Below are 25678 nucleotides of genomic sequence, written 5' to 3' on the forward strand. Positions count from 1 at the left end.
TCCCAGTATGGTGACGTGGTGAGGCGCCAGGCAGGACGATGCATTGGTGGAAAACACGGCATCAGATGACGCGCATCTGGATCCTTGCTATCCCCGGCCGCGGCGGGCGGCATGGCCTTCGCGCGAACGCCGGCGTGGTGCCGCGTCGCCGGCGACACCGTCCTCGCTGACGGTTTTGCGTGCCGGCAGTTTTACCGCCGCCGACAGTTTCGGGAACGGATCGACCTTGTTGGGCAACGCCATGGCGTAGACGAAATGCTCCTGGAATTTCGGCTCCAGCGCCGTCTCGATCTTTTCGATCTTGCTGACCGTGTCCTCTATCTCGCGGCGATAGCCGCGGTTGAGCAGCGCCATGCGGGCGCCGGCGCCGGCGGCATTGCCGACGGCCGAAACCTTGTCGAGGTCGCAATCGGGGATCAGGCCCAGCACCATGGCGTATTTCGGATCGATGAAGGAGCCGAACGCGCCGGCGAAATGGATCCGGTCGACATGCTCCGTATTCTGCTTTTCCATCAAAAGCTTGGTGCCGGCATAAAGCGCTGCCTTGGCGAGCTGAATGGCGCGCACGTCGGTCTGGGTGATGGTGATCTTCGGCCCATCTTCCTTCAATGCGGCGGAGCCTTCCTTCAGCACATAGGAGAAGGTGCGGCCGTTGGCGACGACCCGCGGCGAGCGCATGCCGAGCGATCCGTCGACGACGCCGTCTTCCGAGATGATGCCGGCGAGATACATCTCCGCCACCACCTCGATGATGCCGGAGCCGCAAATGCCGGTGACACCCGTCGCCTGCACGCTGTCGATGAAGCCCGGCTCGTTGGACCAAAGCTCCGACCCGATGACGCGGTATTTCGGCTCCAGCGTGTCCGGATCGATGCGCACGCGCTCGATGGCGCCGGGCGCGGCGCGCTGGCCACCGGAGATTTCCGCGCCCTCGAAGGCCGGGCCGGTGGGCGAGGAGGCGGCCACGACGCGCGCACGGTTGCCGAGCACGATCTCGGCGTTGGTGCCGACGTCGACGATCAGCATCATCTCGTCCTGGCGGTGCGGCCCTTCCGACAGCGTGACGGCCGCCGCATCGGCGCCGACGTGACCGGCAATGCAAGGCAGCATGTAGAGCCGGGCGCCTTGGTTGAGCTTCAGGCCGATGTCGGACGCCTTGATGTGCACCGCGCCCGAGACCGCCAGCGCGAAGGGCGCGCCGCCGAGTTCCGTCGGATCGATGCCGAGGAACAAATGGTGCATGATCGGATTGCCGACGAAGACGGAATCCAGAATGTCGTTGCGCTGGACATTGCCTTCGGCGCAGACCTTGTCGACGAGACCGGAGATCGCCTCGCGCACGGCGACCGTCATGCCTTCGCGGCCGTCCGGGTTCATCATCACATAGGAAACGCGGCTCATCAGATCCTCGCCGAAGCGGATCTGCGGGTTCGAGGTGCCGGACGAGGCGGCGACGCGGCCGGACAGCAGCGACACAAGATGCATGGCGATGGTGGTCGAGCCGATATCGCAGGCCAACCCATAGGCCTCGTTCTTCAGGCCCGGCCACAAAGCGATGACGCGCGCGGTCTCCGAGTCGGCATCCTTGTAGATTGCGGCGGTCGCGGTCCAGTTGCCCTTGCGCAGAATGCCTTGCACCTGAGGCAGAAGATGAAAATCGAAGTCGAGGCTCTTGAGATTCCAGTCCTTCATCAGCGCGATCTTGAGGCGGTCGAGATCGCCTGATGGATTGTGCATGTCGGGCTCTTCGATCTCGACATAGCACATGCGGATCGCCGCATCGCGGGCGATCACCCTGGTGTCGGCGTCCTTGCGGATGGTCTGGGCGTTGATGACCGTATCCTGCGGCACGTCGATGACGAGGTCGCCAAGGATCTGCGTCGAGCAGGAGAGGCGGCGCCGTTGGGGCAGCCCGCGCACGCGTTCGTAGCGCTCTTCCTTGGGGCCCTTGGGCGAGATGTGGTCGTTGGAGGAGACGATCTTATGCTTGGCGAAATTGCCTTCCTGCACTTCGACCTGGCAGCGCCCGCAGGTGGCGCGTCCGCCGCAGACGCTTTCGACGTAGACGCCGAGCTGGCGCGCTGCGTCCAGAACCGGCGTGCCGACAGGAAACCGTCCGCGCTTGCCCGACGGCATGAACAGCACGAGCGGATCGGTTATGTTGGCAGGTGAATTCAAAGCACTACCACGTTTCTATTGGCTTCTTCCAAAGACTGAACGCTTCGCAGTTTTACGTGAGCAAAGACCGCCGCAATAGCCAACACCAGCAAGATGGAACTAAGCCAGAAGAACATATTTGACAGTCGTTTCTGTTGGGACATGCTGACTTTCGCCACTACCACAACCATAAGTCCCACTATCGCAACCAGCGAAAGCGCAATGCCAAGCGGCGCCACATATCGCTTCAATTCCTTTGCAAACAAGGCGAACTCACTGGCATTTTCGAACAGCGTATAACGCGCGATCACTACCACCGGCAGCAGGATCACTATTATTAAAAAATGCCGTCTGAGCTCAAACACCAAGGTTAGCCACTCACTGCCTTCCTAAAGAATTGCCTCTACCCCCTGGCCATCCGGGCTTCACGGCCGCCGCGACGGCGACCACCATTGCCGCCGCCTTCACCAGGCGCATTGACAGCGGTAGGTGCCGCGACCGCGTGGCCGCCTTCGGCCGGCTTGTAGTCCTTGTAGGTCCTGATCCAGTTGGTGCAGTTCTCGTCGGTGCCGTTCAGCACGTTGGCGCCGCGCACGGCTTCCATCTCCTGCGGACGCACCGGGTTCATGATGGCCGATGTCATGCCGGCGCCGATCACCATCGGGATGAAGGCGGCGTTGATGCCATGGCGATGCGGCAGGCCGAAGGAGATGTTGGACAGGCCGCAGGTGGTGTTGACCTTGAGCTCTTCGCGCAAGCGGCGCAGCAAGGCAAACACCTGGCGGCCGGCATCACCCAGCGCGCCGATCGGCATGACCAGCGGATCGACGACCACGTCATGCGCCGGAATGCCGAAGTCGGCGCAGCGCTGCACGATCTTCTTGGCGACGGCGAAACGCACGTCCGGATCCATCGAAATGCCGGTCTCGTCATTGGAGATGGCAACGACCGGCACGTTGTACTTCTTGACCAGCGGCAGGATGGCTTCGAGCTTCTCCTCCTCGCCGGTGACGGAGTTGACCAGCGGGCGGCCCTTGGCGACCTTCAGCGCCGCCTCGATCGCGGCGGTGACCGAACTGTCGATCGACAGCGGCAGGTCGACCAGGCCCTGCACGATCTCCAGCGTCTGCACCAAGAGGCCGGGTTCGGTTTCATTCGGGTTGACCGAGGTGACGCCTGCATTGACGTCGAGCATGGTGGCGCCGCAGGCCGCCTGTTCCAGCGCATCCTTGATGACGGTCTCGAAATTGCCGGCGATCATCTCGGCGGCCAACTTCTTGCGGCCGGTCGGGTTGATGCGTTCGCCGATCACGCAGAAGGGCTGGTCGAAGCCGATGATGATTTCTCGTGTCGCCGAGGCGACGATGGTCCGGGTCATGAAATCTCTCCCTCGTGATATAAAGAGTTCTTTATATCGTTATCTCTTGTCGATCAAGTGAATGGTGGCTCGCCGCGCCGGTCAATGCGCGGTCTTCACCATGTCCACCTGGGTTTCGGTAATCTCGTCGTGCAATATGTGGTCGAGCCGGTCGGCGACCATCTGGTCATCGCGACGGATCTCACGTTTCCAGGGCTGGCGGCCCTTGAGCACGCCCGATTCATCGACAATCTCTGCGACATATTCCTCCTGGCGGTAAGCCATCACATGGACGCCCGAGACGCCGGGGATTTCCTTCACCTCGTTGATGATGTCGATGCAGAGCTGCTTGCCTTCCTTCTTCTGGTCCTGGGCGCCCTCCAGCCGCTTGACGATGGCGTCCGGGATATGGATGCCGGGCACGTTGGAGCGGATCCACTTGGCGGTCTTGGCCGAGGCAAGCGGGCCCACGCCGCACAGGACGAACACCTTTTCGGTGTGGCCGAGATCGCGTGCCTTCTGCATGAAGGTTTTGAACATCGGCACGTCGAAACAGTACTGCGTCTGCACGAACTGCGCGCCGGCGGCGATCTTCTTGCCGAGGTGGATCGGGCGGAAGTCGAAGGGCGGCGCGAATGGATTGACGGCGGCGCCGAGGAACAGCTGCGGCGGTGTGGTGAGCTTGCGGCCCGACAGGAACTTGCCGTTGTCGCGCATGATGCGGATGGTCTCCAGCAGCGACATGGAATCGAGGTCGAATACCGGCTTGGCGCCGGGCTGGTCGCCGGCCTGCACGCCGTCGCCGGTCAGGCACAGCATGTTGGCAACACCCATTGCCGCCCCGCCCAGAACATCGCCCTGGATGGCGATGCGGTTCCTGTCGCGGCAGGCGATCTGCATGATCGGTGCATAGCCCATGCGGGTGAGCAGCGCACAGATGCCGACCGAGGACATGTGGCAGTTGGCGCCCGACGCATCGACGGCGTTAATGGCGTCGACCCAGCCGTCGAAGATCTTCGCCCTTTTGTAGACATCCTCGGGGTCGGCGCTGTCGGGTGGGTTGAGTTCGGTGGTGACGGCGAATTCACCACGCCGCAGCACGCGCTCAAGCCGGCCGCGCGAGGTATGGCCGGGCAAGGGATCGAGCGGCAGATGAATGCCGGCCGGGTTCTCGTCAAGCTGGCGAGCGCTCATGCCGCGGCTCCGGTCTTGGCATCGGCCGCCGTCTCGCGGGCGGCTGCCGCCTGCGCGGTGACGCGCAGCCAGGCGGAGGTTTCGCGCAGCGACTGATCGACCGGTTTTTGCACGGCCAGGATCCTGTCGCCGTGCACCATGTTCTGCGAGCCTTCCCAGGCCTTGACCCAGACGCAAGGCATATCGGGCTCGACCTCGCAATTGCCGTTGGCGCGCACGCCGCCGCAGGGGCCGTTGCGCAGCTGCTTGGGGCAGTTCATCGGGCAGGACATGCCGGTCGAGGACAGTATGCACTGGCCGCACATGCGGCAGTCGAACATGAAGCCCTTGACGTGTTTCTCGACGAACTTGACCGGCGCCTCGACGCGGCCATAGCCGATGCCCTTCCACAAGGGATGCAGCAGCAGGAAGGTGTCGGCGAAACGGGCGTAGAACCATTCGAGCAGGCGCGAGTGCCTGATCGACCACAGCCTGACCGCGAAGGTGCGCTGCACGCGCCGCTGCGGCGACACGTCGGCCGGCTTGTAGTCGGATTTCGGCGCCGCCTTCTTGACCAGCGTGGCCTGGGTAACCGGCTGGGTGACCGCTGGGCTATCCTTGGCCGGAATAGTTTCAGACATTTTCTTTGCCGCCCGCCTTGACGAGAGCGATCAGCCGCTCGCGGTCATATTTCGTGTCGATATCCTGGAATGCCTTTTCGACCTCGGCTTCGAGATCGTCGCCGACCGGAACCGGATCGGCCTTGCGCCATTCGGCGAGATAGTCGTCGGTGCCGCCGGCACCGGTGCGCATGGCGCACATGTCGATCGCCTCGGTGAAGCGCAGCGGCAGTTCGCGCTTGGCGTTCTGCCGGCCTTTCCTGACGATGACCTGCGCAGGGATGTCGCGCCAGTAGACGACGATAAGATCGGCCATGAATTCTCGCTCCTCCAAGTTTCGAGCATTGCCGCATGCGCCGTGAAGCCGCTTGTTATGGGACGACGCGCGCGCATTCAAAAGCGACGCATTTGAATGTCGCAAAATGAAAGGCGAAAATCTTCGATTCTTTTGACCCGTGGTTTCATCCTTCGTCGAAGCCGTTTTGCCTTAAATCGGCGATGCGGACGATCATGCTCCGTTTCGGATCGAATGGGAGATCCTGAAAATCGAAGCTGCGGTAGAAGGCTCTCACGCCTTCATCAAGTGGGTGCGTGAGCACGCCGAAGCAACCGATCTCGCTCGAGAAGCGAACGGCTGTCCTGAGCGCGAACCAGAGCAGCGAGCGCCCACAGCCGCGCCCTTGATATTTGCGATCGACGGCAAGTTGGCCAAGCAATATGACGGGAATGGGATCGGGCCGGTTGCGCTGTGCCGGTTTTGGCAAATATGCGCGCTCGATTTGACCGGCGCTTAAAGCAACATAAGCGGCGATGTTACCGTTCGCATCGCATACGACACTCGTGCGCGATATCCCATCTTGCTGATTGCGCAAGGCATAGCGGCGAAGCCAGTTGTTGAGGGACTCGCGGTCGCAATCAAAAGCATCCCTGTCGTCGCCAGCGGCCAGTGGCCGGGGCGGCGTCAGTCCTGCCATACAGGCTCTGACGTGGCGAGCCTGCGGAGCGCCGGAAGATGCTTCGGCGGCGACTTCGCCCATTCCTCGAACTTTTCCCAGTCGATCGCGGGGATCGCCACCACGCGCCCGCTCAGCACCTCCATTTCGGCGGCTTCCACGGCTTTTCGCCGAATGAAGTCGCTGAGATTGGTGTGAGTCTGTTTGGCGGCTGCTTCAAGAATATCACGCTCGTCGGAGGTGACACGCACGCTGACAGGTCCCATGTTGGACATCGGATTACCTTTTCGCTTCCTGTATGACAATAGCATACGGAAGCTCCGGCTGCCAGCCTCACCAAATGAAGCCTCACCAGATGCCGCGACGGAGTCCGGTCCAGAGATAGAACCAGATCGTCGGGTGATACCATTGCCGGGACGGCAGGCCCGGATCGACGGCTGCGAGCTTTCCCGCCAGCACATCCCGGACGGCCTCGACGCAGATGTCGCGCGAGAACGCCGCCTGCCGCAATGCGTAGCTCGTGATGCTGTCGCCCGGTTTCGGCCGGCCGTGCGCCTGTTTCAGCACGGCACCGGTGTCGACGCCGGCATCGACCAGATGCACGGTGGTGCCGAAATTCTGCGGATCGCCCGATATCAGCGCCCAGTAGCCGCCATTCATGCCGCGGTATTTGGGCGTGATCCCGGCGTGGTAGTTGATCACCGGGCAGGGCATCCGGGCCAATATGTCCTTTGACAAGAGCCTGCAGCCGTTAAGCAGGACAACGCCAGGCTGGATCTTTTCGATCGCCTTGAGACACTCCAGGCTGTTGGCGGAAGCAACATGGATGATTGCTTGGTCCTGTCGCGGCTCGATATCGAGCTTCTCCTCGGCTATCAGCCGCCTGGCATGGCCGGCGAGGAGCAGCTTGCCAAGCCTGGTCAGCACCATCGTTCCGAGCTGACCGATGGCTTGTAGCCAGCCCTGGCGGCGAGCACGGCCAATCAGCAATTGTTTTTTGGATTCAGGGGTTTCGAGAATGACGCTGACAGGACCGATGCGGTCGGCGATCGCATTGACGATAGCCCAGACATGCGAGCCTCCTCCGGTGACGATCACGATCGGTCGCGGACTGGATTCCGACGCTGCCATCGATCTTGCCCCCTTTCAAGCGACCCGTTGTCGACTGGGCGGATGCTAGGAAGGGCAGGTTAATTCTTGGTGTGCCCAAAACCTGGTTGCCAGCCAATCAAGGGAGGAAAGGATTCGATCAGCGCTTGAATTCGAGGATGTCGAGCTTCGATTCGTAATAGGGCGCGGGGAGTTCGATGCGCCATTCGCCGGCGCTGTTGCGGAAGGCATAGCCGACCTGATCGGTCTGCGGGCCGCTGCCATAGGGTTTCGCCGGATCGGTGTTGACGGAAGCGGAACCGAGATAGATCGCGCGTTTCTCGCTGTCGTCGAAGAAGCGGCCCTTGGTGCGCTGCGAGCCGCTGATTTTCTCCAGCCGCCAGCCGGAGCCATCGTCGGTCACCTTGCATTTGAACCAGCCATAGATGACGAGCGGAGAAAGCCCGCCGGCCTTGATGGTGCGGCACTGCCAAGTGCCGGTCAGGTCCTTGTCGGAAAAGGACACCAGCGGCTTGGCCAGCAAGGCATCGAGCTGCTTGACCTCGGCGGGGTTGCCCGCTTTTGCCTCGGCGAGGGCCGCCTTGCGGGTCTCGCCATATTTGTCGAGTCGTGCCTTGTCGGCGGCGGTGATCAGCTTCTGCACCTCGCCATCGGCAAGGGCGGGCAAGGTGAAGCAGAGCAGGCCGACAACGGCAAACAATGGGCGAAGTGTCATGGTAGCCTCCCTGGCGATGTGCGGAGCAGCGCCGCTGCATCTGGCGAACAACTTACCCGTGCTTAGCAGCGTCGCGCTCGAAAATCATGGTGTGACGAATGCGAATGTTGCTTATGGGGTCATCGCGGGCGAAGGGCAGGCGTGGTTTGGACGAGCTTTGCCGGCGTATTTGCCTGACTCGTGGCCGAATACGGGCCTGATCAGCGTCAGCCGTGTGCCGTGGCCTTGGCCAGCCCGGTCGTCAGGTCGCCATAGCCCGTCGCGCGGCGCTCATAGACGAGGCCCAGCATCTTCGCCGCGTTCTCGGCGACCTTGTCGAGCTCCGGATCGTCGGTCTGGGCGAGATAGATCAGCTTCTCGTAATTGCCGAAATAGTCCTTGATCAACTCCGGGTGCTTGTCGAGGCCGAGCGGCTTCATGAAGAAGGCATCGAACTGGCGGCACAGGAAATCCGTCATGTAGAAGGACATCATGTCGTCGTCGGCGACCTTCGCATAGGCATCCATGCCCTGGTAAAAGGCGAAGCAATGCGGTCCGGCCATGCGTTCGACGCCATGCTTCTCGCACACCCGGTCGAGCAAGCCGCCGGTGCCGCAATCGGCGTAACCGACGAAGATGTTGCCGTAGCCTTCCGCCTTGGCCTTTTCGATCGCCTTGTCCATCGCCGGCGCGATGCGGTCGGGATAGAAATGAAACTCCGCCGGCAGGCAGATCAGATCGAGATGGTCGAGTTTGAGCTGCTCCTTGACGGCCAAAACTTCGCGCGCAATCATTCCACAGGCAATGACCAGCAGCCTGTCGTCTTGATTCGGTTTGGTTTTCTGCGTCTTGGCCATGAAACCAGTCGAGCGGCCTTCGTTGCTGTGGCGCTAATTTATCTGTCGAGGGAGATACCGTCCATGAAACTGCTACGCATCGCGCCGATTGCCATCCTAGCCTGCGTCCTGGCCCTTACGGCTTGCGCGAACACCGTCCGTGGCGTCGGCAGGGACGTCAAGTCGACGGCCAAGGCAGTCGAGGACACCGTCACCAAGCCCTGATCCGCGCACTGCGTTCTCCATCATCTGGGAACAAAAAAGCCGCGCTGCAAGGCGCGGCTTTTTTCGTGGGTCGTCGCGGAACCGTCGGGCTCACGCCGAAGCGCGTACATTGTGCTTGCGCTTCATGTAGTCCTTGGCGGTCTCGACCGCCACCGCCGCATCGCGGCAATAGGCGTCGGCGCCGACGGCCTTGCCGAATTCCTCGTTAAGCGGTGCGCCGCCAACCAGCACGACATAGTCGTCGCGGATGCCCTTCTCCTTCATCGTGTCGATGACGACCTTCATGTAGGGCATGGTCGTGGTCAGCAGTGCCGACATGCCGATGATATCGGGCTGATGCTGCTCGATGGCGTCGAGATATTTTTCGACCGCATTGTTGATGCCTAGGTCGATGACGTCGAAGCCGGCGCCCTCCATCATCATGCCGACGAGGTTCTTGCCGATGTCGTGAATGTCGCCCTTGACGGTGCCGATCACCATCTTGCCCTGCTTGGGCGCGCCGGTGGCGGCGAGCAGCGGGCGCAGGATGAACATGCCGGCCTTCATTGCATTCGCCGACAAAAGCACTTCGGGGACGAACAGGATGCCGTCGCGGAAATCCTCACCGACGATGCGCATGCCTTCGACCAGGGCTTCCGTGAGCACCTTGTAAGGTGCCCAGCCGCGGTCGAGCAGGATCCGCGTGCCTTCCTCGATCTCTTCCTTCAGTCCGTCGTAGAGATCGTCGTGCATCTGCTGCACCAACTCGTCGTCGGAAAGTTCGGAAAGGATGATCTCGTCGTCGGCCATGTATCGAACTCCTGCCCGCATCGCGACTGTGTCGCAAGGCACAAAATGTTTGCATTGATACCTAACCCGCCAGGGGCACGTATCCATAGCTGATTTGCGACTTCCCGCAAAAGGAAAGCGACTGGAAAATCTACCTGTTTTCTTGTCGATTTTGCGACAGGCGTTGGCGCTGGCTGGCCGTTTCGAATAGGGTGCATGGCTACGATCCGAGGAGGAGCGGCGATCAGCGGCCGCAGCGGATTTCAGACAAGAACAATTCAGGGAAGAAACATTATGAGCGATCACGCGGCAGTCGACCAGGAAGCGTCAAACGCGCGACGCGGGCGCGGCGCAAGCGGCGGAGCGGCGGCCAGGCGTGCAGCCCGCTCCGGCGGCGGTCCCGGCACGCAGCTCACCTACATCAAGCGCAAGATCAACATCTATGAGGTGCTGGACGAGGAAGGACTGGCGCTGATCGAAAAGAACACCGACACGGTGCTTGAAGAGATCGGCATCATCTTCCGCGACGACGCGGAAGCGCTGCAGCTCTGGAAAGAGGCCGGCGCCGACGTCAAGGGCGAGCGCGTGCATTTTCCCAAGGGGCTCTGCCGCTCGCTGCTGAAAACCGCGCCGTCCGTCTATACCCAGCATGCCCGCAATGCCGAGCGCTCGGTACAGATCGGCGGCAATGCCACCGTCTTCGCGCCGGTCTACGGCCCGCCCTTCGTGCGCGATCTGGACGGCGTCAGGCGCTACGCGACGATCGAGGATTTCCAGAATTTCGTAAAGCTCGCCTACATGGCGCCGTCGATCCACCATTCGGGCGGCACGGTGTGCGAGCCGGTCGACGTGCCGGTCAACAAGCGCCATCTCGACATGATCTATTCGCACATAAAGTATTCGGACAAGCCGTTCATGGGCTCGGTGACGGCGCCGGAACGCGCCGAAGACACGGTCGCCATGGCCAAGCTCGTTTTCGGCGACGATTTCGTCGAGAACAACACGGTGCTGACCAGCCTGATCAACGCCAACTCGCCGATGGTGTTCGACGAGACCATGCTTGGCGCGCTGAAAGTGTATTCGCGCCATAACCAGGCCTGCATCGTCACCCCGTTCATCCTGGCCGGCGCGATGAGCCCTGTCACTGTGGCCGGCACGCTGACGCAGGTGCTGGCCGAAGTGCTGGCCGGCGCATCGTTCACGCAGCTTATCCGTCCCGGCGCGCCGGTGCTGTTCGGAACCTTCGCCTCGTCGATCTCGATGCAATCGGGTGCGCCGACCTTCGGCACGCCGGAGCCGTCGCTCGTCTCCTACGGCGCTGCACAACTTGCCCGTCGCCTTGGCCTGCCGTTCCGCACCGGCGGCTCGCTCTGCGCCTCGAAAATCCCGGATGCGCAGGCGGCCTATGAGAGCGCCAACACGCTGAATTCGACCATTCTGGCCGGCACCAATTTCGTGCTGCATTCGGCCGGCTGGCTCGAGGGCGGGCTGGCCTCCTGCTACGAAAAATTCATGATGGACATCGACCAGCTCGGCATGACGCAGAAATTCTCCGAAGGCGTCGACCTGTCGGAAAACGGCCAGGCGATGGACGCCATCCGCCAGGTCGGGCCGGGCAGCCACTATCTCGGCTGCGACCACACCCAGGCGAATTTCCAGACTGCTTTCTACCGCTCCAACATCGCCGACAACAATTCCTACGAGCAATGGCTGGCCGAAGGCCAGAAGACGGCGCCGCAGCGCGCCAACGAGCTCGCCCGCCGCTGGCTGGAAAGCTATGAGGCGCCGCATCTCGATCCGGCCATCGACGAAGCGCTGAAGGAATTCATTGCCAAGAAGAAGGGGTCGATGCCCGACGCCTTCACCTGAAAGGAGCCCGAGTCAGGCGGGGCTAAAGTCGCCAACATCATCCACAAGGAAGTCTGGCGGAGCGCCTTCTCCGACCCGGACCAGAAGGGATGATTGCTGCGCGCGGCATGATCAGGGAGATCACGGCCGCGCTTGGCGCCAATGGCCTCATCCTGCGCGGCGGCATCGCCTTTGCGGCCAGCGAGGAGGCGCCTCATGGCCCCTCGGGCGCTCCAGCCAGGTCCGTCCTGCTGGTCGGGCAGGCGGGCGCGGCACCCTGGCCGTATTTCCAGCGCTGGCGCGAGCAGCAGCCACAAAAAATTGCCAATCCGCTCGACAGCTGGTCGCGGCAGGTCATTGGCGTCGTGGCTCAGACATTCGGAGCGCGGGCCGTTTCGCCCTCGGACAAGCCTTATTTGCCGTTCCAGCAATGGGGGATGCGGGCGGAAGGGTTGAAGCCGTCACCGCTCGGCATCCTCATGCACCCGCAATACGGACTGTGGCATGCCTATCGCGGTGCGCTGCTGTTCGAGGACGATCTTGCGCTCGAAGCCATCGAGCCGGCGATCCATCTCTGCGACAGCTGTGTTGAAAAACCTTGCCTGAAATCCTGTCCGGTCGACGCCTATTCCGCGCACGGATTTGCCTATCGATCCTGTCTGGCGCATGTGCGGGGAGCGAGCGGCGAACCGTGCCGCAGCGGCGGTTGCCTCGATCGCAACGCCTGCCCTTACGGTGCCGACTTTCGCTATCCCCCGGAGGTCCAGGTCTTCCACATGGCGGCATTTGCAGGCCTGTAATTCGCAGCCCCATCCTGCACGAAATGTTGACTGCCAGGTTCAGGGGACGCCTTGCCGTGGCGGCTCGCGCGGATATGTATCGCGCATCTCGCGAACGGAGCAGGTGATGACGAAACAAGATCTCCAGATCAAGACCAGGGACGGTACGGCAAAGGCCGCGCTGTTCCGGCCAGCCAAGGCTTCCCCGGTCAATGCCGGTGTCATTCTCTATCAGGATGCCTTCGGTCCGCGCCCGGCGCTCGACGGCATGGCCGAACGGCTGGCGGGCGAGGGCTATGCGGTGCTGGTGCCGGATCTGTTTTATCGCAAGGCGCCTTATGGTCCGTTCGACGCCAAGACCGCTTTCGTCGAGGAAAAGACCAAGGCGGCACTGACGGCGCTGGTCAGCGGCACGACGCAAGAGATGACCATCAGCGACAGCGCGGCGTTTCTCGATGCGCTCGCCGGCGAAGGCGTGACCGGTCCGATCGGCACCGTCGGCTATTGCATGGGCGGAGCCCGATCGCTGAATGCAGCCGCTAGCTATCCCGACAGGATCAGGGCGACCGCCAGTTTCCACGGCGGCAATCTCGCCAGCGATGCCGCCGACAGCCCGCACCGCAAGGCGGAGACGATCAAGGCGCGCGTCTATGTCGGCATGGCGGGCGTCGACAGGAGTTTTCCGCCGGAACAATCGACGCGGCTGGCCGAGGCGCTGAGGGCGGCGAAAGTTGATCATGTCCTGGAGAATTACGCCGGCATGGCGCATGGCTGGTGCGTGCCCGACCACAGCGTCTATGACGCCGCCGGCGCCGAGCGTCACTGGAACAGGTTGATCACCCTGTTTTCTGAGACGTTGGGGTAGCCTTTCAATCCAAACGCAAATCCAGCCCAATTTGCCGAACGCAGCGCGTTGGCGTTTCGCCCGCTGCGCGGACCATGCCTTACCTCCGTGGAACGGGGAGAAGGAAAAACCGCTCTGCAAAAAAATCTTTCCAACACCCCAAGGATTGGCCATTAGCCTTCGTCCAACAGGCAAATGATGGCGATGATGCTGGATGAGAGCGAAGCCTCCGACGCCGAACTGATCGGGCGGGCGAAGGGCGGAGACAGGGGGGCTTTCGGCGCATTGCTGGAGCGTCACTACGACTTCGTCTATCGCGCCGCCTATCGCTGGTGCGGCAGGAAGGCCGATGCCGAAGACATCGCCCAGGAAGTCTGCGTCCGGCTCGGCCGGGCGATCCGGGACTATCGCGGCGGAAGTGCTTTCACGACATGGCTCTACACCATGACGATGAACGCGGCGCGCGACATGATGCGCAAGACCGCACGCGAGACGGTCAAGACAGCGGCCTACGGCGTCCATGCGCTGATTTCGGGCGCGGCCGAGGCCGAGAGCGAGGATCCGGCCGAGGCGCTGTGGGCGGCTGTGCGGCAATTGCCCGACAAGCAGCGCGACGCGGTGCTGCTGGTCTATGGCGAGGGCTTGAGCCACGCGGTCGCCGCCGAGGCGATGGCGATCTCGGAGACGACGGTTTCCTGGCACATCCATGAAGCGAAGAAACGGCTGAAGACGTTGATGCGTTCAGCCGGGGAAGTGTGACCATGGTCGACGACAACGAACTCAAGAGACTGCGCGACGCAGCAGTGCCGGCGCCTGGCGAGAGCGCGAAGGCGCGTGCCTTCGAAGCCGCCATGCGCGCCTTCGAAGAGGAAAATATTTCTGCCGTCACCCAAGGTTCGGTCGGCGGTCTTCGTCTCACAGAGCGAGCACAAAAGCTCTGGAGCGAGATCATGCAAAAGAAACTCATTGCCACGCCGGCCATTGCCGGGCTCGTCGCCCTGCCGATCGCCGGATATGCCACTTTCCATATGCTGAGGGAGCAGCCGTCCACTTTCGGCGGCGGCGAGAAGATCACCGAGACACTGGCCGACAAGCCGGCGACGGTGAAGCCGCTGGCCAAGCAGGGAGATCAGGCGACCAAGAAGCCGCTCGCGGCCACTGCGCCGGAAAAGGACAAAAAAGCCGATGCGGATATGGAAAGCCGCGATGCAACCGATGCGCTTGTGGCGCCGGCTGCGCCGCCGAAATCCGAATCGACGGCCGTTGGCGGCGCGGTACAGCAGAATGCGCTTGGACGTGGTATGCCGGCCGAGCCAGCACCACCGGCACCCACAGCTGAATTCGCATTGGATGGCGCTGTAAACGCACCCAGCACTTCGCGCGCCTCCCGCATGCAGGCCGAGTCCAAATTGATTGCACCGCAACAGCCAGCCATGGCGCCGGCCGACCAGATGCAGCCGCAAGAGGAAAACCGCGACCGCGTCCAGGACTTCAAGACCAATCCGGTGCATGCAGCACTCGAAGACCCGGTCTCGACCTTCTCGATCGACGTCGACACCGCCTCCTATTCCTTCGTGCGGCGTTCGCTGAAGGAAGGCTTGGTGCCGCAGGCCGATACGGTGCGCGTCGAGGAGATGATCAATTACTTCCCCTACGACTGGAAGGGGCCGGACTCCGCCACGACGCCGTTCAATTCGACCGTCAGCGTCATGCCGACGCCGTGGAACACGCACACCAGGCTGATGCATGTCGCCATCAAGGGTTTTGACGTCAAGCCGGCCGAACAGCCAAAGGCCAATCTGGTCTTCCTGATCGACGTCTCTGGCTCGATGGACGAGCCGGACAAGCTGCCGCTGCTCAAGTCGGCATTCCGTCTGCTGGTCAGCAAACTAAAGGCCGACGACACCATCTCGATCGTCACCTATGCCGGCGATGCGGGCACCGTCCTGGAGCCGACCAAGGCGTCCGAAAAGGACAAAATTCTCAATGCCATCGACAATTTGACGCCCGGTGGCAGCACGGCCGGCGAGGCGGGCATCAAGGAAGCCTACAGGCTGGCGCAAAAGTCCTTCGTCAAGGACGGCGTCAACCGGGTGATGCTGGCCACCGACGGCGACTTCAACGTCGGCCAAAGCGATGACGACGATCTGAAGCGCCTGATCGAGCAGGAGCGCAAGACCGGTGTCTTCCTGTCGGTGTTCGGCTTTGGCCGCGGCAATCTGAACGACCAGATGATGCAGACGATCGCCCAGAACGGCAACGGCACCGCCGCCTACATCGACACGCTTGCCGAAGCGGAAAAGGTGCTGGTCGAGGATGCTTCCTCGACGCTGTTCACCATCGCCAAGGACGTCAAGATCCAGGTCGAGTTCAATCCGGACAAGGTCTCGGAATACCGGCTGATCGGCTACGAGACCCGGGCGCTGAACCGCGAGGATTTCAACAACGACCGCGTTGACGCCGGCGATATCGGTTCGGGGCATTCGGTCACCGCGATCTATGAGATCACGCCCAGGGGCAGCGGCGGCGAGCAGATCGATCCGCTGCGCTATGGCCAGGCGGCGGTGAACAATGGCGGCGTCGCCAATGCGGACGAATATGCCTTCGTCAAGATCCGCTACAAGCTGCCCAACGAAGACGTCTCGAAACTGATCACCACGCCGGTGACATCGGCCAACGAGGTTGCGTCCTTTGACGAGGCCAGCATCGACCAGCGTTTCTCCGTCGCGGTCGCGGCCTTCGGCCAGAAGCTGCGCGACGAGGATGCGACCGCGAAGTTCGGTTACGACAAGATCATGGAGATCGCCACTGCCGCCCGAGGAGCCGACCCGTTTGGGTACAGGTCCGAGTTCCTCTCGCTTGTGCGCCTTGCCTCGGCGCTGGGCGGCAAGCGGTAGTGGTGATGACCGCCGGGTTCCTTCAGATGGGATCGTTCTGATAGGGAAACGACCCACGGGCGGGTGAGACAGGGCCGGCGAGGGGTATTCCCTTGTCGGCCTTTTTTCCGAGAATTTCCCGGTCGTTAAATTGCTCGGCATTTCGGGTACAGGATCGCAACCCCCTCCTTGTTACGTGGGGCAGCCCACTTGGCTTGAGGAGCCGGAATTGCAGATCAGGACTGTTGCGAACTCGATACCGCCGGCACGAGAGCCAGCTCAAGAAGCAGCTGCTTCGCCAGCGTCGTCGGCGGAATCCAGGCGCATGCGGGACGATGTCGCCGCTGCTCGCAACACCGCCATGTCGGCCCTCAACAACGACCGGTTCCGCCTCATGCTGGAGCAGATCACCGATCCGGGCACCTCGGGCGCGCTGATGATCATGCGCAGCGATGCGGTCGGCGCCGGGACCGACTTCAGGTCGGCGCAGTCGAGCTACGCCGACAACAGCGAATAATCACAACGACGATGAGGTCAGGCCCGGCCACGGCGCCGCTCGCGGCGGGCTTCGCTGGTCTCGGCGGTGTTTTCCGTCGCCACCTTGTTGCGCATCGGACCGATGCGCTCGACGATCGCTCCGACGGTCGGGCGATCCGCCTTGGTGTGCGCGTCGAGCGCCTTGCGCATGGCGGCGAGGTGCTGGAACGAGGTGCCGCAGCAGCCGCCGACGATTTTCGCGCCGGCATCGACGGCCAGACGGACATAGTCGGCCATCAATTCGGGCGTGCCGGAATAGTGGATTTCGGTGCCGCGGAATTCGGGAATGCCGCAATTGCCCTTGACGATGACCGTCGCCTCCGGCTTCGCCTCGGTCATGTCGAGCAGCGAAGCAAGAATATCGGAGGCGCCGACACCGCAATTGGCGCCGACGCCAAGCGGGGCTTGCGACAGGCCGTTGACGACGCCGTGGATGTCCTTCGGCAGCAGGCCCATCATGGTGCGGCCAGCGGTGTCGAAGGATCCTGTGTAGGTGTAGGGGAGGCCGACGCGGATGGCGGCTTCGGCGGCGGCGCGGATCTCGTCGGGAGCCGACATGGTCTCGATCCAGGCGACTTCGGCGCCGCCTTCCTTGAGACCCTCGATCTGCTCGGCGAAGGCGTCGACCGCCTCATCATAGGTCATGGCGCCAAGCGGCACCAGCAATTCGCCGGTCGGGCCGACGGAGCCGGCAACGATCACCTTGCGGCCAGCCTTGTCGGCCACAGCGCGGGCGATCTCGGCGGCGCGCTTGTTCAGCGCATGCACGCGGTCCTGCGCGTGGTGCAACTTCAACCGGTGGCGTGTGCCGCCGAACGAATTGGTCAAGATGATGTCGGCGCCTGCGTCGACGAAATTCTGGTGCAGGCTGGTGATGGTATCGGGCGCCGTCTCGTTCAGCAGCTCAGGTGCCTCGCCGGCTTCCAGTCCCATGGCGAACAGGTTTGTGCCGGTCGCGCCATCGGCGAGCAGCACGCCCTTCTCGGCCAGCAGCGCATCGATCGGGTTGGTCGTCGTCATCGGATTGGCTTTCATGTTTCGAAGTCGAATAAGGATATAAAGAAGTCTTTATGTCTAGTCAATGAAATAGCGGCGATGACGTCCGTCAATGCCGATGCCTTCGCTCACGCCGCCGGCACGATCTCGACCGCGAACGCCTCACCCGAATGACCGTGATTGACGCCGATCAGCCGGCGCCCGATGGAAATGACATGCCGGCCAGATTGCGCGCGAAGGCGGCGGCCTCATGCGGATTGACGTCGGCGGCACGGATCAGATTGTCGAAATGCCGGGTCAGGGCCTGGACTGGCTGGGTGGCGTTCAGCACGACGTACATGTCGCCGACATAGATGGCAGCGCGGTAGGGCCCAAAAATGGTCAGCGGGATCGAATAGCGCATGCGGCCGTCGTAGAGAAACAGACGGAAGGTCGGGTAGAGGTCGTCGAGCAGCGTTGCCATGTGGGCGAGCTGTTGCTGGCGGTCGGCTTCCGGAAAACGATCCCATACGCCCAGGCCGCGTGCGAAGATCTCCAGCGTATGGCGCGGCATGCAGACTTCCATGTCGGTTTCCGGGCGCCGGTTGTATTCGATGCGGTATTGGGTCTCGCTGGCCTGTGCCAGGCGGCTCCGGTTGGTGATGTTGGCTTCGTAGTCGACCAGCGCGCGTGTTCGCAGAAGATCGGGAATGCCGGCCGGTACATAGCGGATCTTTGTGCCGGCCGCCTCGGCGAACCATTTGGCGAGCAGGGTGCGGTCGAAACCGTCGGGAGCCTCCTCGATCTCGAGGCTTTCGCGGATTTCGCCCGTGACGCCTTCGTCCTGGCTGAGGCCAAGCAGCCAATCCAGGGAAATCTTGAATTCGGCGGCGATGTTGAGCAGCGTTTCGGCGCGCGGCAGGCGGGTCGAGGCGCCGGACATCAGCTGCGAAAGTGCCGACCGATCGATGCCGACAGCGGTGGCGAAGGCTGACTGGTTGAGGTCGGACCTTGTCAGGAGCAGCTTCAAACGCTCCCTAAAGATCGCCGACAGGTCCCGTTTGTCCATCATCCGACTCCGCACATTGGGAGAAAATTTTTGCCCCAAAGCGGGGCCGAAGCCATGCCTCAGGCGTAAATGAATCCCCGATACTGTTTACAATGTGTAACATATGCGGCCACAAATGCGCAATCGCAACATTTTGTGCACTTTGTCTCGTTGAGTGGAATCGCTTCTCCTGACACAATGCTGTCAGGAACCGATCGGGGTTCCGGCGACTGAGGGACAGTGGTCGATCGCATGGCAGGCAAGAGCATCAGGCGACGCAATGCACCGGCAATCGAGTGGCCGACCGTGGCTCTCGCTTTCTTCTGCTACGGAGCCTGGCTCGCTATCGGCTTGCTGCTCTGGCCGAATTATCCGATCCTGGCGCTTGCCATCCTCGGCTTCATCCTGGCACTGCAGTCGTCGCTCATGCACGAAGTGCTGCACGGCCATCCGACGCGCAACGCGCTGGTCAACGAAGCTTTCGTCTTTCTGCCGATCGGGCTTGTCTGGCCGTTCCGCCGCTTCAAGACGCTTCACTTGCGCCACCACGCCGATGAGCGGTTGACCGATCCGCTCGACGATCCCGAGAGCTATTACCAGGCGCTCTGGCAGCATGACGACCTGCCGCCGACGATGAAATTCCTGCTCAAGATCAACAACACCATGGCCGGCCGGTTCGTGCTTGGCCCGTGGTTGTCTTGCGTCGGCTTCTTCATCGACGATGCCAAGCAGATGATTGCCGGCGACAAGGCAGTCCGCAAAGCCTGGCTGCTGCACGCGATCGGCCTTGCTGTCGTGCTGGCGATCGTCGAGTTCGGCTTCGGTATTCCGCTGTGGCTCTACATTCTGGTGCCGGTTTGGCTCGGCCAGTCGCTGATCGCGATCCGCACCTTCGCCGAGCATCAATGGTCCGAGCATCCCGAAGGCCGCACGGTCATCGTCGAGCGCTCGCCGCTGTCGTTTCTGTTCCTCAACAACAATCTGCATTTTGTCCACCACAAGACGCCGACGGTGGCCTGGTACAAGCTGCCCGAGCTGTTTCGTGACCGCCGCGAGGAATGGCTGCGGATGAACAACGGCTATGCCTATCCGAACTATTTCGCCCTGATCAAAGCCTATGCCTTCAAGGCGAAGGAGCCGGTCGTGCATCCCGTGCTGCGGCGCGCGGCGGAACCGGGCAGGGCATTCAAGCCACGCGTCAGGGCGCGCAACATCAATGGGCTCGGCACCGTGCCGGTCCCGGCTGAGCCGCCGAAGGAATGAGCTTTTGCAGCAAGCAGGCGCTGCCTGCTAGACTGCTTTGGTCGGTTCCCTTCAATACCAGACATAGCGGTCAGATCCCGGCATGAGCGAATTGGTTGCGGCGTTGCCGATGTATGACTGGCCCGAGGCACGCGACGAGGTCGACGCGCAATGGGCTGGGTTGCGCGATGCGTTCCGGCAAAGGGGCATCGATGCGCCGGAAACCATCGTGCGGCGCATTGGCGATCTGCCGCCGGTGCCGGGCGGCATTCGCGATGCCCAGGGAAAACTGATCGCGCCAGACCCGGCGACATTGCCGCCGGACGAACTCGATTTTCACCAGGTTTGGCTGCACCCGGCTCTGCTGTTCGCGCAGACCTGCTGGGGGCCGATGGAACTCGGCCTGTCACGGCACGTGCAGGTGGTCGGGCAACCAAGCTACGACGCTTACGAAGGCGGGCAAGGCGAGCTCTATTCCAGCGCGCTGGTGATGCAGGCGGGCGAGGGGGCAGAGGTTCGTTCGCCGGCGGACGGCAGCGCCTTCCTTCCGCTCGATCTGATCCGCGGCAAGCGCTTCACCTTCAACAGCCTCGATTCCATGTCCGGCATCATCGCATTGACCCGCGACCTCGAGGCCCAGGGCGAAAGCCTCGATATCTTTTCGTCGCGCAGCGAAAGCGGCGGCCATCGCGGCTCCATCGTCGCCGTGGCCGAGGGCAAAGCCGATGTCGCGGCGATCGATTGCGAAAGCTGGTCCCTGGCGCGGCGTTTCGAGCCTGCAGCGCAAGCGGTGGCGGTCGTCGGCTGGACAGCACGGCGCAAAGGCCTGCCGTTCATCACCGCTGGGACAACGCCGGAAAAGACGGTCAGGGCACTGCGCGAGGCCCTTGCCGGGCTAGCCGAGCAGCCTCGCATCAAACGGGTAGGTTGAAAGCTGCTGGTTGCCGGTGCCGGTGATGAGGACCTGCTCCTCGATCTTGACGCCCTCGCGCCCGCCGAGCTTGCCGATATAGCTTTCCACGCACAGCACCATGCCTGGTTCGAGCACGCCATCGGGCGTATCTGATGTCCAGTCACTGGCATGCGGCAAGGTCGGGTATTCGTCTGCCAGGCCGACGCCGTGATAGAGCACGCCGTAGCGGGTCGGAAAGCAGTCGCCGGGCGGCACCGCCGAGCGTTCGACAAGGTCGCGAAACGCGACGCCCGGCTGCATTAATTGCGTATTGTGAGCGATCTGATCGGCGGCGCTGCGGAACAGGTCGCGCTGTTCGTTCGAAGGCTCTGCATCGCCGCACAGCCAGGTGCGCGACAGGTCGGCGCAGAAGCCGTAGGGGCCGATCAGGTCGGTGTCGAAAGCGACGAGATCGCCAGCCTCGATCTTGCGTGACGAACATTCCTGGAACCATGGATTGGTGCGCGGGCCGGATGCCAGCAGCCGCGTCTCGATCCATTCGCCGCCGCGCGCGATGTTGCCGCGGTGCAGTTCGGCCCATAATTCATTCTCGGAGATGCCAGGCTTCAGCGCCTGTTCCATCTCTCCCATCGCCGCCTCGCAAGCGACGATGGCGCGGCGCATGGCAAGGATCTCGTCGGGTGATTTGATCAGCCGCGCATTCTCCATCACCGCTTCGCCATTGCCGATGGAAATGCCGAGGCGCTCAAGTTCCTCCACGCCTTCCGGATCGATATGGTCGACCGCGATGCGGCTGTTGCCGCCGCCATGTTCCCGCACCAGATCGGCGATGCCGGCCGCCCAGCGACTTTCTGCTCGGTGAGCTCGCCACTGTAGAGATATATCCACGAGACGGCGGGGCGAACCTCGTCGACGACGCCGGAATGGTCCGACAGATGCTCGCAGGAGAAATAGTCGAAGAGCACCACCGGCCCCTCGGTGGCAACGAAGCAATGCCGTGTCGGATTGTGCGCCACCCATAGCTGCATGTTGGTGGAATCCGTGGCGTAGCGGATGTTGACGGGGTCATAGAGCAGCGCGCCGGCGTAGCCGCGGCGCCTCAGTTCGGCGCGGATGCGATCGAGCCGGTATTTGCGCATTTCGGCCAAGTCAGGGGCGGCAATGCCTGCCGCCCATTCTGCTTCGGCTGTCGCGCCGTAGCCCAGCACATGCTGGTTTAGATCAGCCGCCTTCCGGCGGGAGGCGTCGCGCAGCGCCTCGATCGAGCCCGGCTCGAACGGCATGATCTTGCGATGCCGGCCAAAGCTGCCTCTTGGCCCCGCGCTGTCCATGGTCGAGCCTCAGGTCCGCATCTTCTCGCCGCTCGGGTCGAAGGGCGCTTCGATGTTGATGCGGGCCGGACGCCGGTGTCCGAGGATCTCGATCTCGAAAAGGCCGGCACTTTCGTCCCCGGAAAGGGCCGCCGGCACATAGCCTTGCGCCATCGACTTCTGAACATAGTGCGCATAGCCGCCAGAGGTCACCCAGCCGACCACGCGCCAGTCGCCGTCGACAATGCCGCGCACGGCGGACGCGCCTTCGGCGGCCCCGGAACCGCGAACTTCCTTGCCCTTGTCGTCGAAGCGCGGCGCGCCGTAGCCATGCGGTTTTTCCACCGAACCATAGTCCTTGCTGACCTTGGCCCAGATCGGCTCGTCGCCCATCACATCGGCATCCGCCGCGTCGACGATGAAGGAGACGCGGCGCAGTTTCGGCCCTTCCGCTTGTTCCCTGGCGGCGGCTTCGCGGCCGATGAAGTCGTTCTTCTCGAGCTTGATGAAGCGGTCCATCGAGCCTTCGAACGGGCCGTAGATCGGCCGCAACTCGCGGAACCAGGTCGGGAAATTCTTTTCGAGGCGCATCGACAGCAGAGCGCGCATGCCGAAATCGACGAGGCCGAACTCCTCACCGGCATCCTTGATGGCCTTGTAGACCAGGCGCTCGTAGGCTGGCGGCATCCAGATCTCGTAGCCGAGGTCGCCGGTATAAGTGATGCGGTTGACAAGGCAAGGCGCGCCGCCGACCGCCATCTCGCGGAAATCCATGAAGCGGAAAGCCTTGGTCGAGATGTCGACGTCGACAAGTTTTTGCAAGAGATCGCGGGATTTCGGCCCGGCGATCGACAGACCCACTAATGTCTGGTCGAAACGGTGGATGCGGACCGAACCGTCCTTCGGCAGATGCTTTTCGAACCAGCGCATGTGATATTTCTGCGCGGCGGAAGAGCCCCAGATCATGAAGCGGTCTTCGGCTGCCTTGGCGATGGTGAAGTCGCCGATCAGCTTGCCGAATTCGTTGAGCATCGGGGTCAGCACGATGCGGCCGGTCTTCGGCATGCGGTTGGTCATCAGCCGGTTGAGGAAATCTTCCGCTGCCGGCCCCGAAACCTCGTATTTGGCGAAGTTGGCGATCTCGGTGACACCGACGCGTTCGCGCGTGGCGCGCACTTCCTCGCCGATCGGTCCAAAATCGTTGGAACGGTGGAAGGAAACGATGTCCTTGGGCTCCTTGCCCTTCGGCGCGAACCAGAGCGGTGTTTCGAGACCCCAGCTGTCGCCCATGACGGCGTTGTTGGCCAGCATCGTGTCGTAGAGCGGTGTCGTCTGCGCCGGCCGCGCCGCCGGCAATTCCTCGTTGGGGAAGCGGATGGAGAAGCGGCGCGAATAGTTTTCGCGCACCTTGGCGTTGGTGTAGCGCAGGCCGGCCCATTCGCCGAAGCGGGTGACATCCATGCCCCAGACGTCGAAACCGGGGTCGCCATGGACCATCCAGTTGGACAGGGCAAGGCCGACGCCGCCGCCCTGGCTGAAGCCGGCCATGACGGCGCATGCGCACCAGAAATTGGTCAGGCCCTGCACCGGGCCGACCAGCGGATTGCCGTCGAGCGCGAAGGTGAAGGGGCCGTTGATGATCTGCTTGATGCCGGCCTTTTCGATGCCGGGGAAATGCTTGAAGCCGATTTCCAGCGACGGCGCGATGCGGTCGATGTCGGGCTGCAGCAATTCGTGGCCGAAATCCCAGGGCGTGTTGACCGGCGACCACGGCTTGCAGGCTTTCTCATAGGTACCGAGCAGGATGCCGTTGCGTTCCTGGCGGGTGTAGATCTCGCCCTTGAAATCGAGCACGCCGATCATCTCGCGGCCGGTCGACTTGTTGAATTCCTCGACCTCGGGCATCGGCTCGGTCAAGAGATACATGTGCTCCATGGCCAGAACCGGCAGCTCGACACCGACCATGCGGCCGATCTCGCGTGCCCACAGGCCGCCGCAGTTGACGACATGCTCGGCGTGAACCGTGCCCTGTTCGGTGACGACGTTCCAGGTGCCGTCGACCTCTTGCGTCAGCTCGACGACGCGGTTGCGCAGCACGATCTCGGCACCTAGCTTCTTCGCCGCCTTGGAGTAGGCGATGGTGGTGCCCGACGGGTCGAGATGGCCTTCGACCGGATCCCACATGGCGCCGACGAAGTTCGTCTCGTCCATCAGCGGGAACATCGCCTTGGCCTCGGAGGGCGTAATCAGCTCGGTGTCCATGCCGAGATAGCGGCCCTTGGCGTGGGCCAGCCGCAGGAAATCCATGCGCTCGGGCGTATCGGCCAGCATCACGCCGCCGGTCAGGTGCAGCGAGCAGGACTGGCCCGATATTTCCTCGATCTCCTTGTAAAGCTGCACCGTATAGGCTTGCAGCTTGGCGACGTTGGGATCGCCGTTCAGCGTGTGGAAGCCGCCCGCCGCATGCCATGACGAGCCGGAGGTGAGCTCCGAGCGCTCGATCAGCATGATGTCGGTCCAGCCGGCCTTGGCCAGGTGATAGAGCACCGAGCAGCCGACGACGCCGCCGCCAATGACAACCGCTTTTACGTGAGATTTCATAAAGATAGGTCCGTTTTTAGAGAAACTGAATCGGGTGAGCGGGGCGCAAGACAAAGCGGAGGTCGGAGGCAGCAACGTCTTCGGCCAGCCTGCCGTCAAGCGCGGCAAGGATGGTGTCACAGACGGGAGTACGATGTTCCAGGACGTCATGGCTCCAGACACGCAGGATCGAATAGCCTTGGGCGCGCATGAAATCGTCGCGGCGGCGGTCATAGGAACTGTCGGCGTGTTGTGAGCCGTCGAGCTCGACAACCAGCCATTTTTCGCGGCAACAGAAGTCAGCGTAGTATGGTCCGATAGAGAACTGGCGGGTAAAGCGATAGCCGCCAAGCTTGCGCGTCTTTAGCTCAAGCCACAGCAATGCTTCCGCCTGATTACCCGCTTGCCTGAGTTTTCGTGCGCGCTGGGTTGTGCCGGTCTTGCGGCGACTACGTGTTTGATCAACGGCTTCCCCCACTCCGTCGCCGCTTCGCGGCGCCACCTCTCCCCCCTCCGGAGGGAGAGGAAGGGAGCCAGCCTTGCCAAGCTCGCGCCCTTCCTCTCCCCCGTCGATCGGGGGAGAGGTGTCGAGCGCAGCTCGACGGAGTGGGGGTCGATTGCTCGCCCGATCCACCTGATTGTCCATTTTTCGGCGGCTGCGCGTCTTGGGAGCGGCTTCCCCCACTCCGTCGCCGCTTCGCGGCGCCACCTCTCCCCCCTCCGGAGGGAGAGGAAAGGCGCCAGCCTTGCCAAGCTCGCGCCCTTCCTCTCCCCCGTCGATCGGGGGAGAGGTGTCGAGCGCAGCTCGACGGAGTGGGGGTCGATGATTGATC

The 25678-nt window shown here is 62.6% G+C and carries 25 protein-coding genes and 1 pseudogene; 9 read left to right on the forward strand and 17 right to left on the reverse strand.

Annotated elements, in window-relative coordinates; genetic code table 11:
- Positions 1 to 87 precede the first annotated feature (87 nt).
- The 11 genes from NKI49_RS13310 to NKI49_RS13360 all read right to left on the reverse strand — a co-directional run bounded on the left by NKI49_RS13310 (position 88) and on the right by NKI49_RS13360 (position 8921).
- Complete coding sequence (locus NKI49_RS13310) at positions 88 to 2136, reverse strand: ASKHA domain-containing protein (RefSeq protein ID WP_502899436.1); 2049 nt, start codon at positions 2134 to 2136, stop codon at positions 88 to 90.
- A 38-nt stretch (positions 2137 to 2174) separates the two neighbouring features.
- On the reverse strand, positions 2175 to 2522 hold the full coding sequence (locus tag NKI49_RS13315) for a hypothetical protein (protein ID WP_352597948.1): 348 nt from the start codon (positions 2520 to 2522) through the stop codon (positions 2175 to 2177).
- A 38-nt stretch (positions 2523 to 2560) separates the two neighbouring features.
- Positions 2561 to 3535: a methyltetrahydrofolate cobalamin methyltransferase gene (locus NKI49_RS13320; RefSeq protein WP_027026053.1), complete on the reverse strand. Its 975-nt coding sequence runs from the start codon at positions 3533 to 3535 to the stop codon at positions 2561 to 2563.
- A gap of 81 nt (positions 3536 to 3616) precedes the next feature.
- Positions 3617 to 4708 carry a methylenetetrahydrofolate reductase gene (locus NKI49_RS13325; protein WP_352597949.1) on the reverse strand — a complete coding sequence of 364 codons (1092 nt, stop codon included), beginning with the start codon at positions 4706 to 4708 and terminating at the stop codon, positions 3617 to 3619.
- Positions 4705 to 5328, reverse strand: coding sequence for a methylenetetrahydrofolate reductase C-terminal domain-containing protein (locus NKI49_RS13330; RefSeq protein WP_352597950.1), 624 nt, complete (start codon positions 5326 to 5328; stop codon positions 4705 to 4707). Before NKI49_RS13330 ends, NKI49_RS13325 begins: the two co-directional genes overlap by 4 nt.
- Positions 5321 to 5623 (reverse strand): virulence factor, encoded by a 303-nt coding sequence (locus tag NKI49_RS13335; RefSeq protein ID WP_027026056.1) that lies wholly within the window; start codon positions 5621 to 5623, stop codon positions 5321 to 5323. Before NKI49_RS13335 ends, NKI49_RS13330 begins: the two co-directional genes overlap by 8 nt.
- A gap of 145 nt (positions 5624 to 5768) precedes the next feature.
- A complete protein-coding gene (locus NKI49_RS13340) occupies positions 5769 to 6281 on the reverse strand; it encodes a GNAT family N-acetyltransferase (RefSeq protein WP_352597951.1) in 513 nt (170 codons plus the stop codon).
- On the reverse strand, positions 6269 to 6535 hold the full coding sequence (locus NKI49_RS13345; protein ID WP_027026058.1) for a type II toxin-antitoxin system TacA family antitoxin: 267 nt from the start codon (positions 6533 to 6535) through the stop codon (positions 6269 to 6271). Before NKI49_RS13345 ends, NKI49_RS13340 begins: the two co-directional genes overlap by 13 nt.
- A 73-nt stretch (positions 6536 to 6608) precedes the next feature.
- Positions 6609 to 7391, reverse strand: coding sequence for a formyl transferase (locus NKI49_RS13350; protein ID WP_352597952.1), 783 nt, complete (start codon positions 7389 to 7391; stop codon positions 6609 to 6611).
- A gap of 118 nt (positions 7392 to 7509) precedes the next feature.
- Positions 7510 to 8085 (reverse strand): DUF4893 domain-containing protein, encoded by a 576-nt coding sequence (locus NKI49_RS13355; protein ID WP_352597953.1) that lies wholly within the window; start codon positions 8083 to 8085, stop codon positions 7510 to 7512.
- Positions 8086 to 8291: 206 nt separating this feature from the next.
- Entirely contained in the window at positions 8292 to 8921 is a 630-nt protein-coding gene (locus NKI49_RS13360; protein ID WP_352597954.1) for a DUF1638 domain-containing protein, read from the reverse strand.
- 63 nt (positions 8922 to 8984) lie between these two features.
- Between NKI49_RS13360 and NKI49_RS13365 the strand changes: the two genes are divergently transcribed.
- Positions 8985 to 9125 (forward strand): entericidin A/B family lipoprotein, encoded by a 141-nt coding sequence (locus tag NKI49_RS13365; RefSeq protein WP_032919642.1) that lies wholly within the window; start codon positions 8985 to 8987, stop codon positions 9123 to 9125.
- Positions 9126 to 9215: 90 nt separating this feature from the next.
- Here the strand turns inward: NKI49_RS13365 and NKI49_RS13370 are convergent, their stop codons facing one another.
- Positions 9216 to 9914 (reverse strand): cobalamin B12-binding domain-containing protein, encoded by a 699-nt coding sequence (locus NKI49_RS13370; protein ID WP_027026062.1) that lies wholly within the window; start codon positions 9912 to 9914, stop codon positions 9216 to 9218.
- Between the two features lie 273 nt (positions 9915 to 10187).
- Between NKI49_RS13370 and NKI49_RS13375 the strand changes: the two genes are divergently transcribed.
- The 6 genes from NKI49_RS13375 to NKI49_RS13400 all read left to right on the forward strand — a co-directional run bounded on the left by NKI49_RS13375 (position 10188) and on the right by NKI49_RS13400 (position 16757).
- Positions 10188 to 11762 carry a trimethylamine methyltransferase family protein gene (locus NKI49_RS13375; RefSeq protein ID WP_027026063.1) on the forward strand — a complete coding sequence of 525 codons (1575 nt, stop codon included), beginning with the start codon at positions 10188 to 10190 and terminating at the stop codon, positions 11760 to 11762.
- A gap of 89 nt (positions 11763 to 11851) precedes the next feature.
- Entirely contained in the window at positions 11852 to 12541 is a 690-nt protein-coding gene (locus NKI49_RS13380; protein ID WP_352597955.1) for a 4Fe-4S dicluster domain-containing protein, read from the forward strand.
- Between the two features lie 106 nt (positions 12542 to 12647).
- Positions 12648 to 13385 (forward strand): dienelactone hydrolase family protein, encoded by a 738-nt coding sequence (locus NKI49_RS13385; protein WP_352597956.1) that lies wholly within the window; start codon positions 12648 to 12650, stop codon positions 13383 to 13385.
- Between the two features lie 177 nt (positions 13386 to 13562).
- Entirely contained in the window at positions 13563 to 14123 is a 561-nt protein-coding gene (locus tag NKI49_RS13390; protein ID WP_352597957.1) for an RNA polymerase sigma factor, read from the forward strand.
- 2 nt (positions 14124 to 14125) lie between these two features.
- Positions 14126 to 16261, forward strand: coding sequence for a vWA domain-containing protein (locus NKI49_RS13395; protein WP_352597958.1), 2136 nt, complete (start codon positions 14126 to 14128; stop codon positions 16259 to 16261).
- Positions 16262 to 16565: 304 nt separating this feature from the next.
- Positions 16566 to 16757, forward strand: a complete 192-nt coding sequence (locus NKI49_RS13400) for a hypothetical protein (RefSeq protein WP_352597959.1) — start codon at positions 16566 to 16568, stop codon at positions 16755 to 16757.
- Positions 16758 to 16774: 17 nt separating this feature from the next.
- Here NKI49_RS13400 and bmt read toward each other — a convergent pair whose 3' ends face one another.
- Both bmt and NKI49_RS13410 read right to left on the reverse strand, forming a co-directional pair.
- The gene (bmt, locus tag NKI49_RS13405; protein WP_352598055.1) at positions 16775 to 17797 is read right to left on the reverse strand and encodes a betaine--homocysteine S-methyltransferase; all 1023 of its coding nucleotides are present in this window, start codon (positions 17795 to 17797) and stop codon (positions 16775 to 16777) included.
- A 166-nt stretch (positions 17798 to 17963) separates the two neighbouring features.
- On the reverse strand, positions 17964 to 18821 hold the full coding sequence (locus NKI49_RS13410) for a helix-turn-helix domain-containing protein (protein ID WP_352597960.1): 858 nt from the start codon (positions 18819 to 18821) through the stop codon (positions 17964 to 17966).
- Between the two features lie 231 nt (positions 18822 to 19052).
- On the opposite strand from NKI49_RS13410, the gene NKI49_RS13415 reads away from it, so the two are divergent.
- Together NKI49_RS13415 and NKI49_RS13420 are read left to right on the forward strand one after the other, a co-directional pair.
- Entirely contained in the window at positions 19053 to 20063 is a 1011-nt protein-coding gene (locus NKI49_RS13415) for a fatty acid desaturase (RefSeq protein ID WP_352597961.1), read from the forward strand.
- Between the two features lie 82 nt (positions 20064 to 20145).
- Positions 20146 to 20973 carry a phosphate/phosphite/phosphonate ABC transporter substrate-binding protein gene (locus NKI49_RS13420; protein WP_352597962.1) on the forward strand — a complete coding sequence of 276 codons (828 nt, stop codon included), beginning with the start codon at positions 20146 to 20148 and terminating at the stop codon, positions 20971 to 20973.
- Here NKI49_RS13420 and NKI49_RS13425 read toward each other — a convergent pair.
- The 3 genes and pseudogenes from NKI49_RS13425 to NKI49_RS13435 all read right to left on the reverse strand — a co-directional run bounded on the left by NKI49_RS13425 (position 20938) and on the right by NKI49_RS13435 (position 25347).
- Positions 20938 to 22286, reverse strand: a pseudogene (locus NKI49_RS13425) (M24 family metallopeptidase). The gene NKI49_RS13420 and the pseudogene NKI49_RS13425 overlap by 36 nt on opposite strands.
- A gap of 9 nt (positions 22287 to 22295) precedes the next feature.
- Positions 22296 to 24866, reverse strand: coding sequence for a GcvT family protein (locus NKI49_RS13430; protein WP_352597963.1), 2571 nt, complete (start codon positions 24864 to 24866; stop codon positions 22296 to 22298).
- A 16-nt stretch (positions 24867 to 24882) separates the two neighbouring features.
- Positions 24883 to 25347, reverse strand: coding sequence for an endonuclease domain-containing protein (locus tag NKI49_RS13435; protein ID WP_502908775.1), 465 nt, complete (start codon positions 25345 to 25347; stop codon positions 24883 to 24885).
- Between the last annotated feature and the right edge of the window lie 331 nt (positions 25348 to 25678).

This window comes from Mesorhizobium sp. M0587, from assembly GCF_040320945.1.
In the GTDB taxonomy this organism is placed as follows: Bacteria; Pseudomonadota; Alphaproteobacteria; order Rhizobiales; family Rhizobiaceae; genus Mesorhizobium.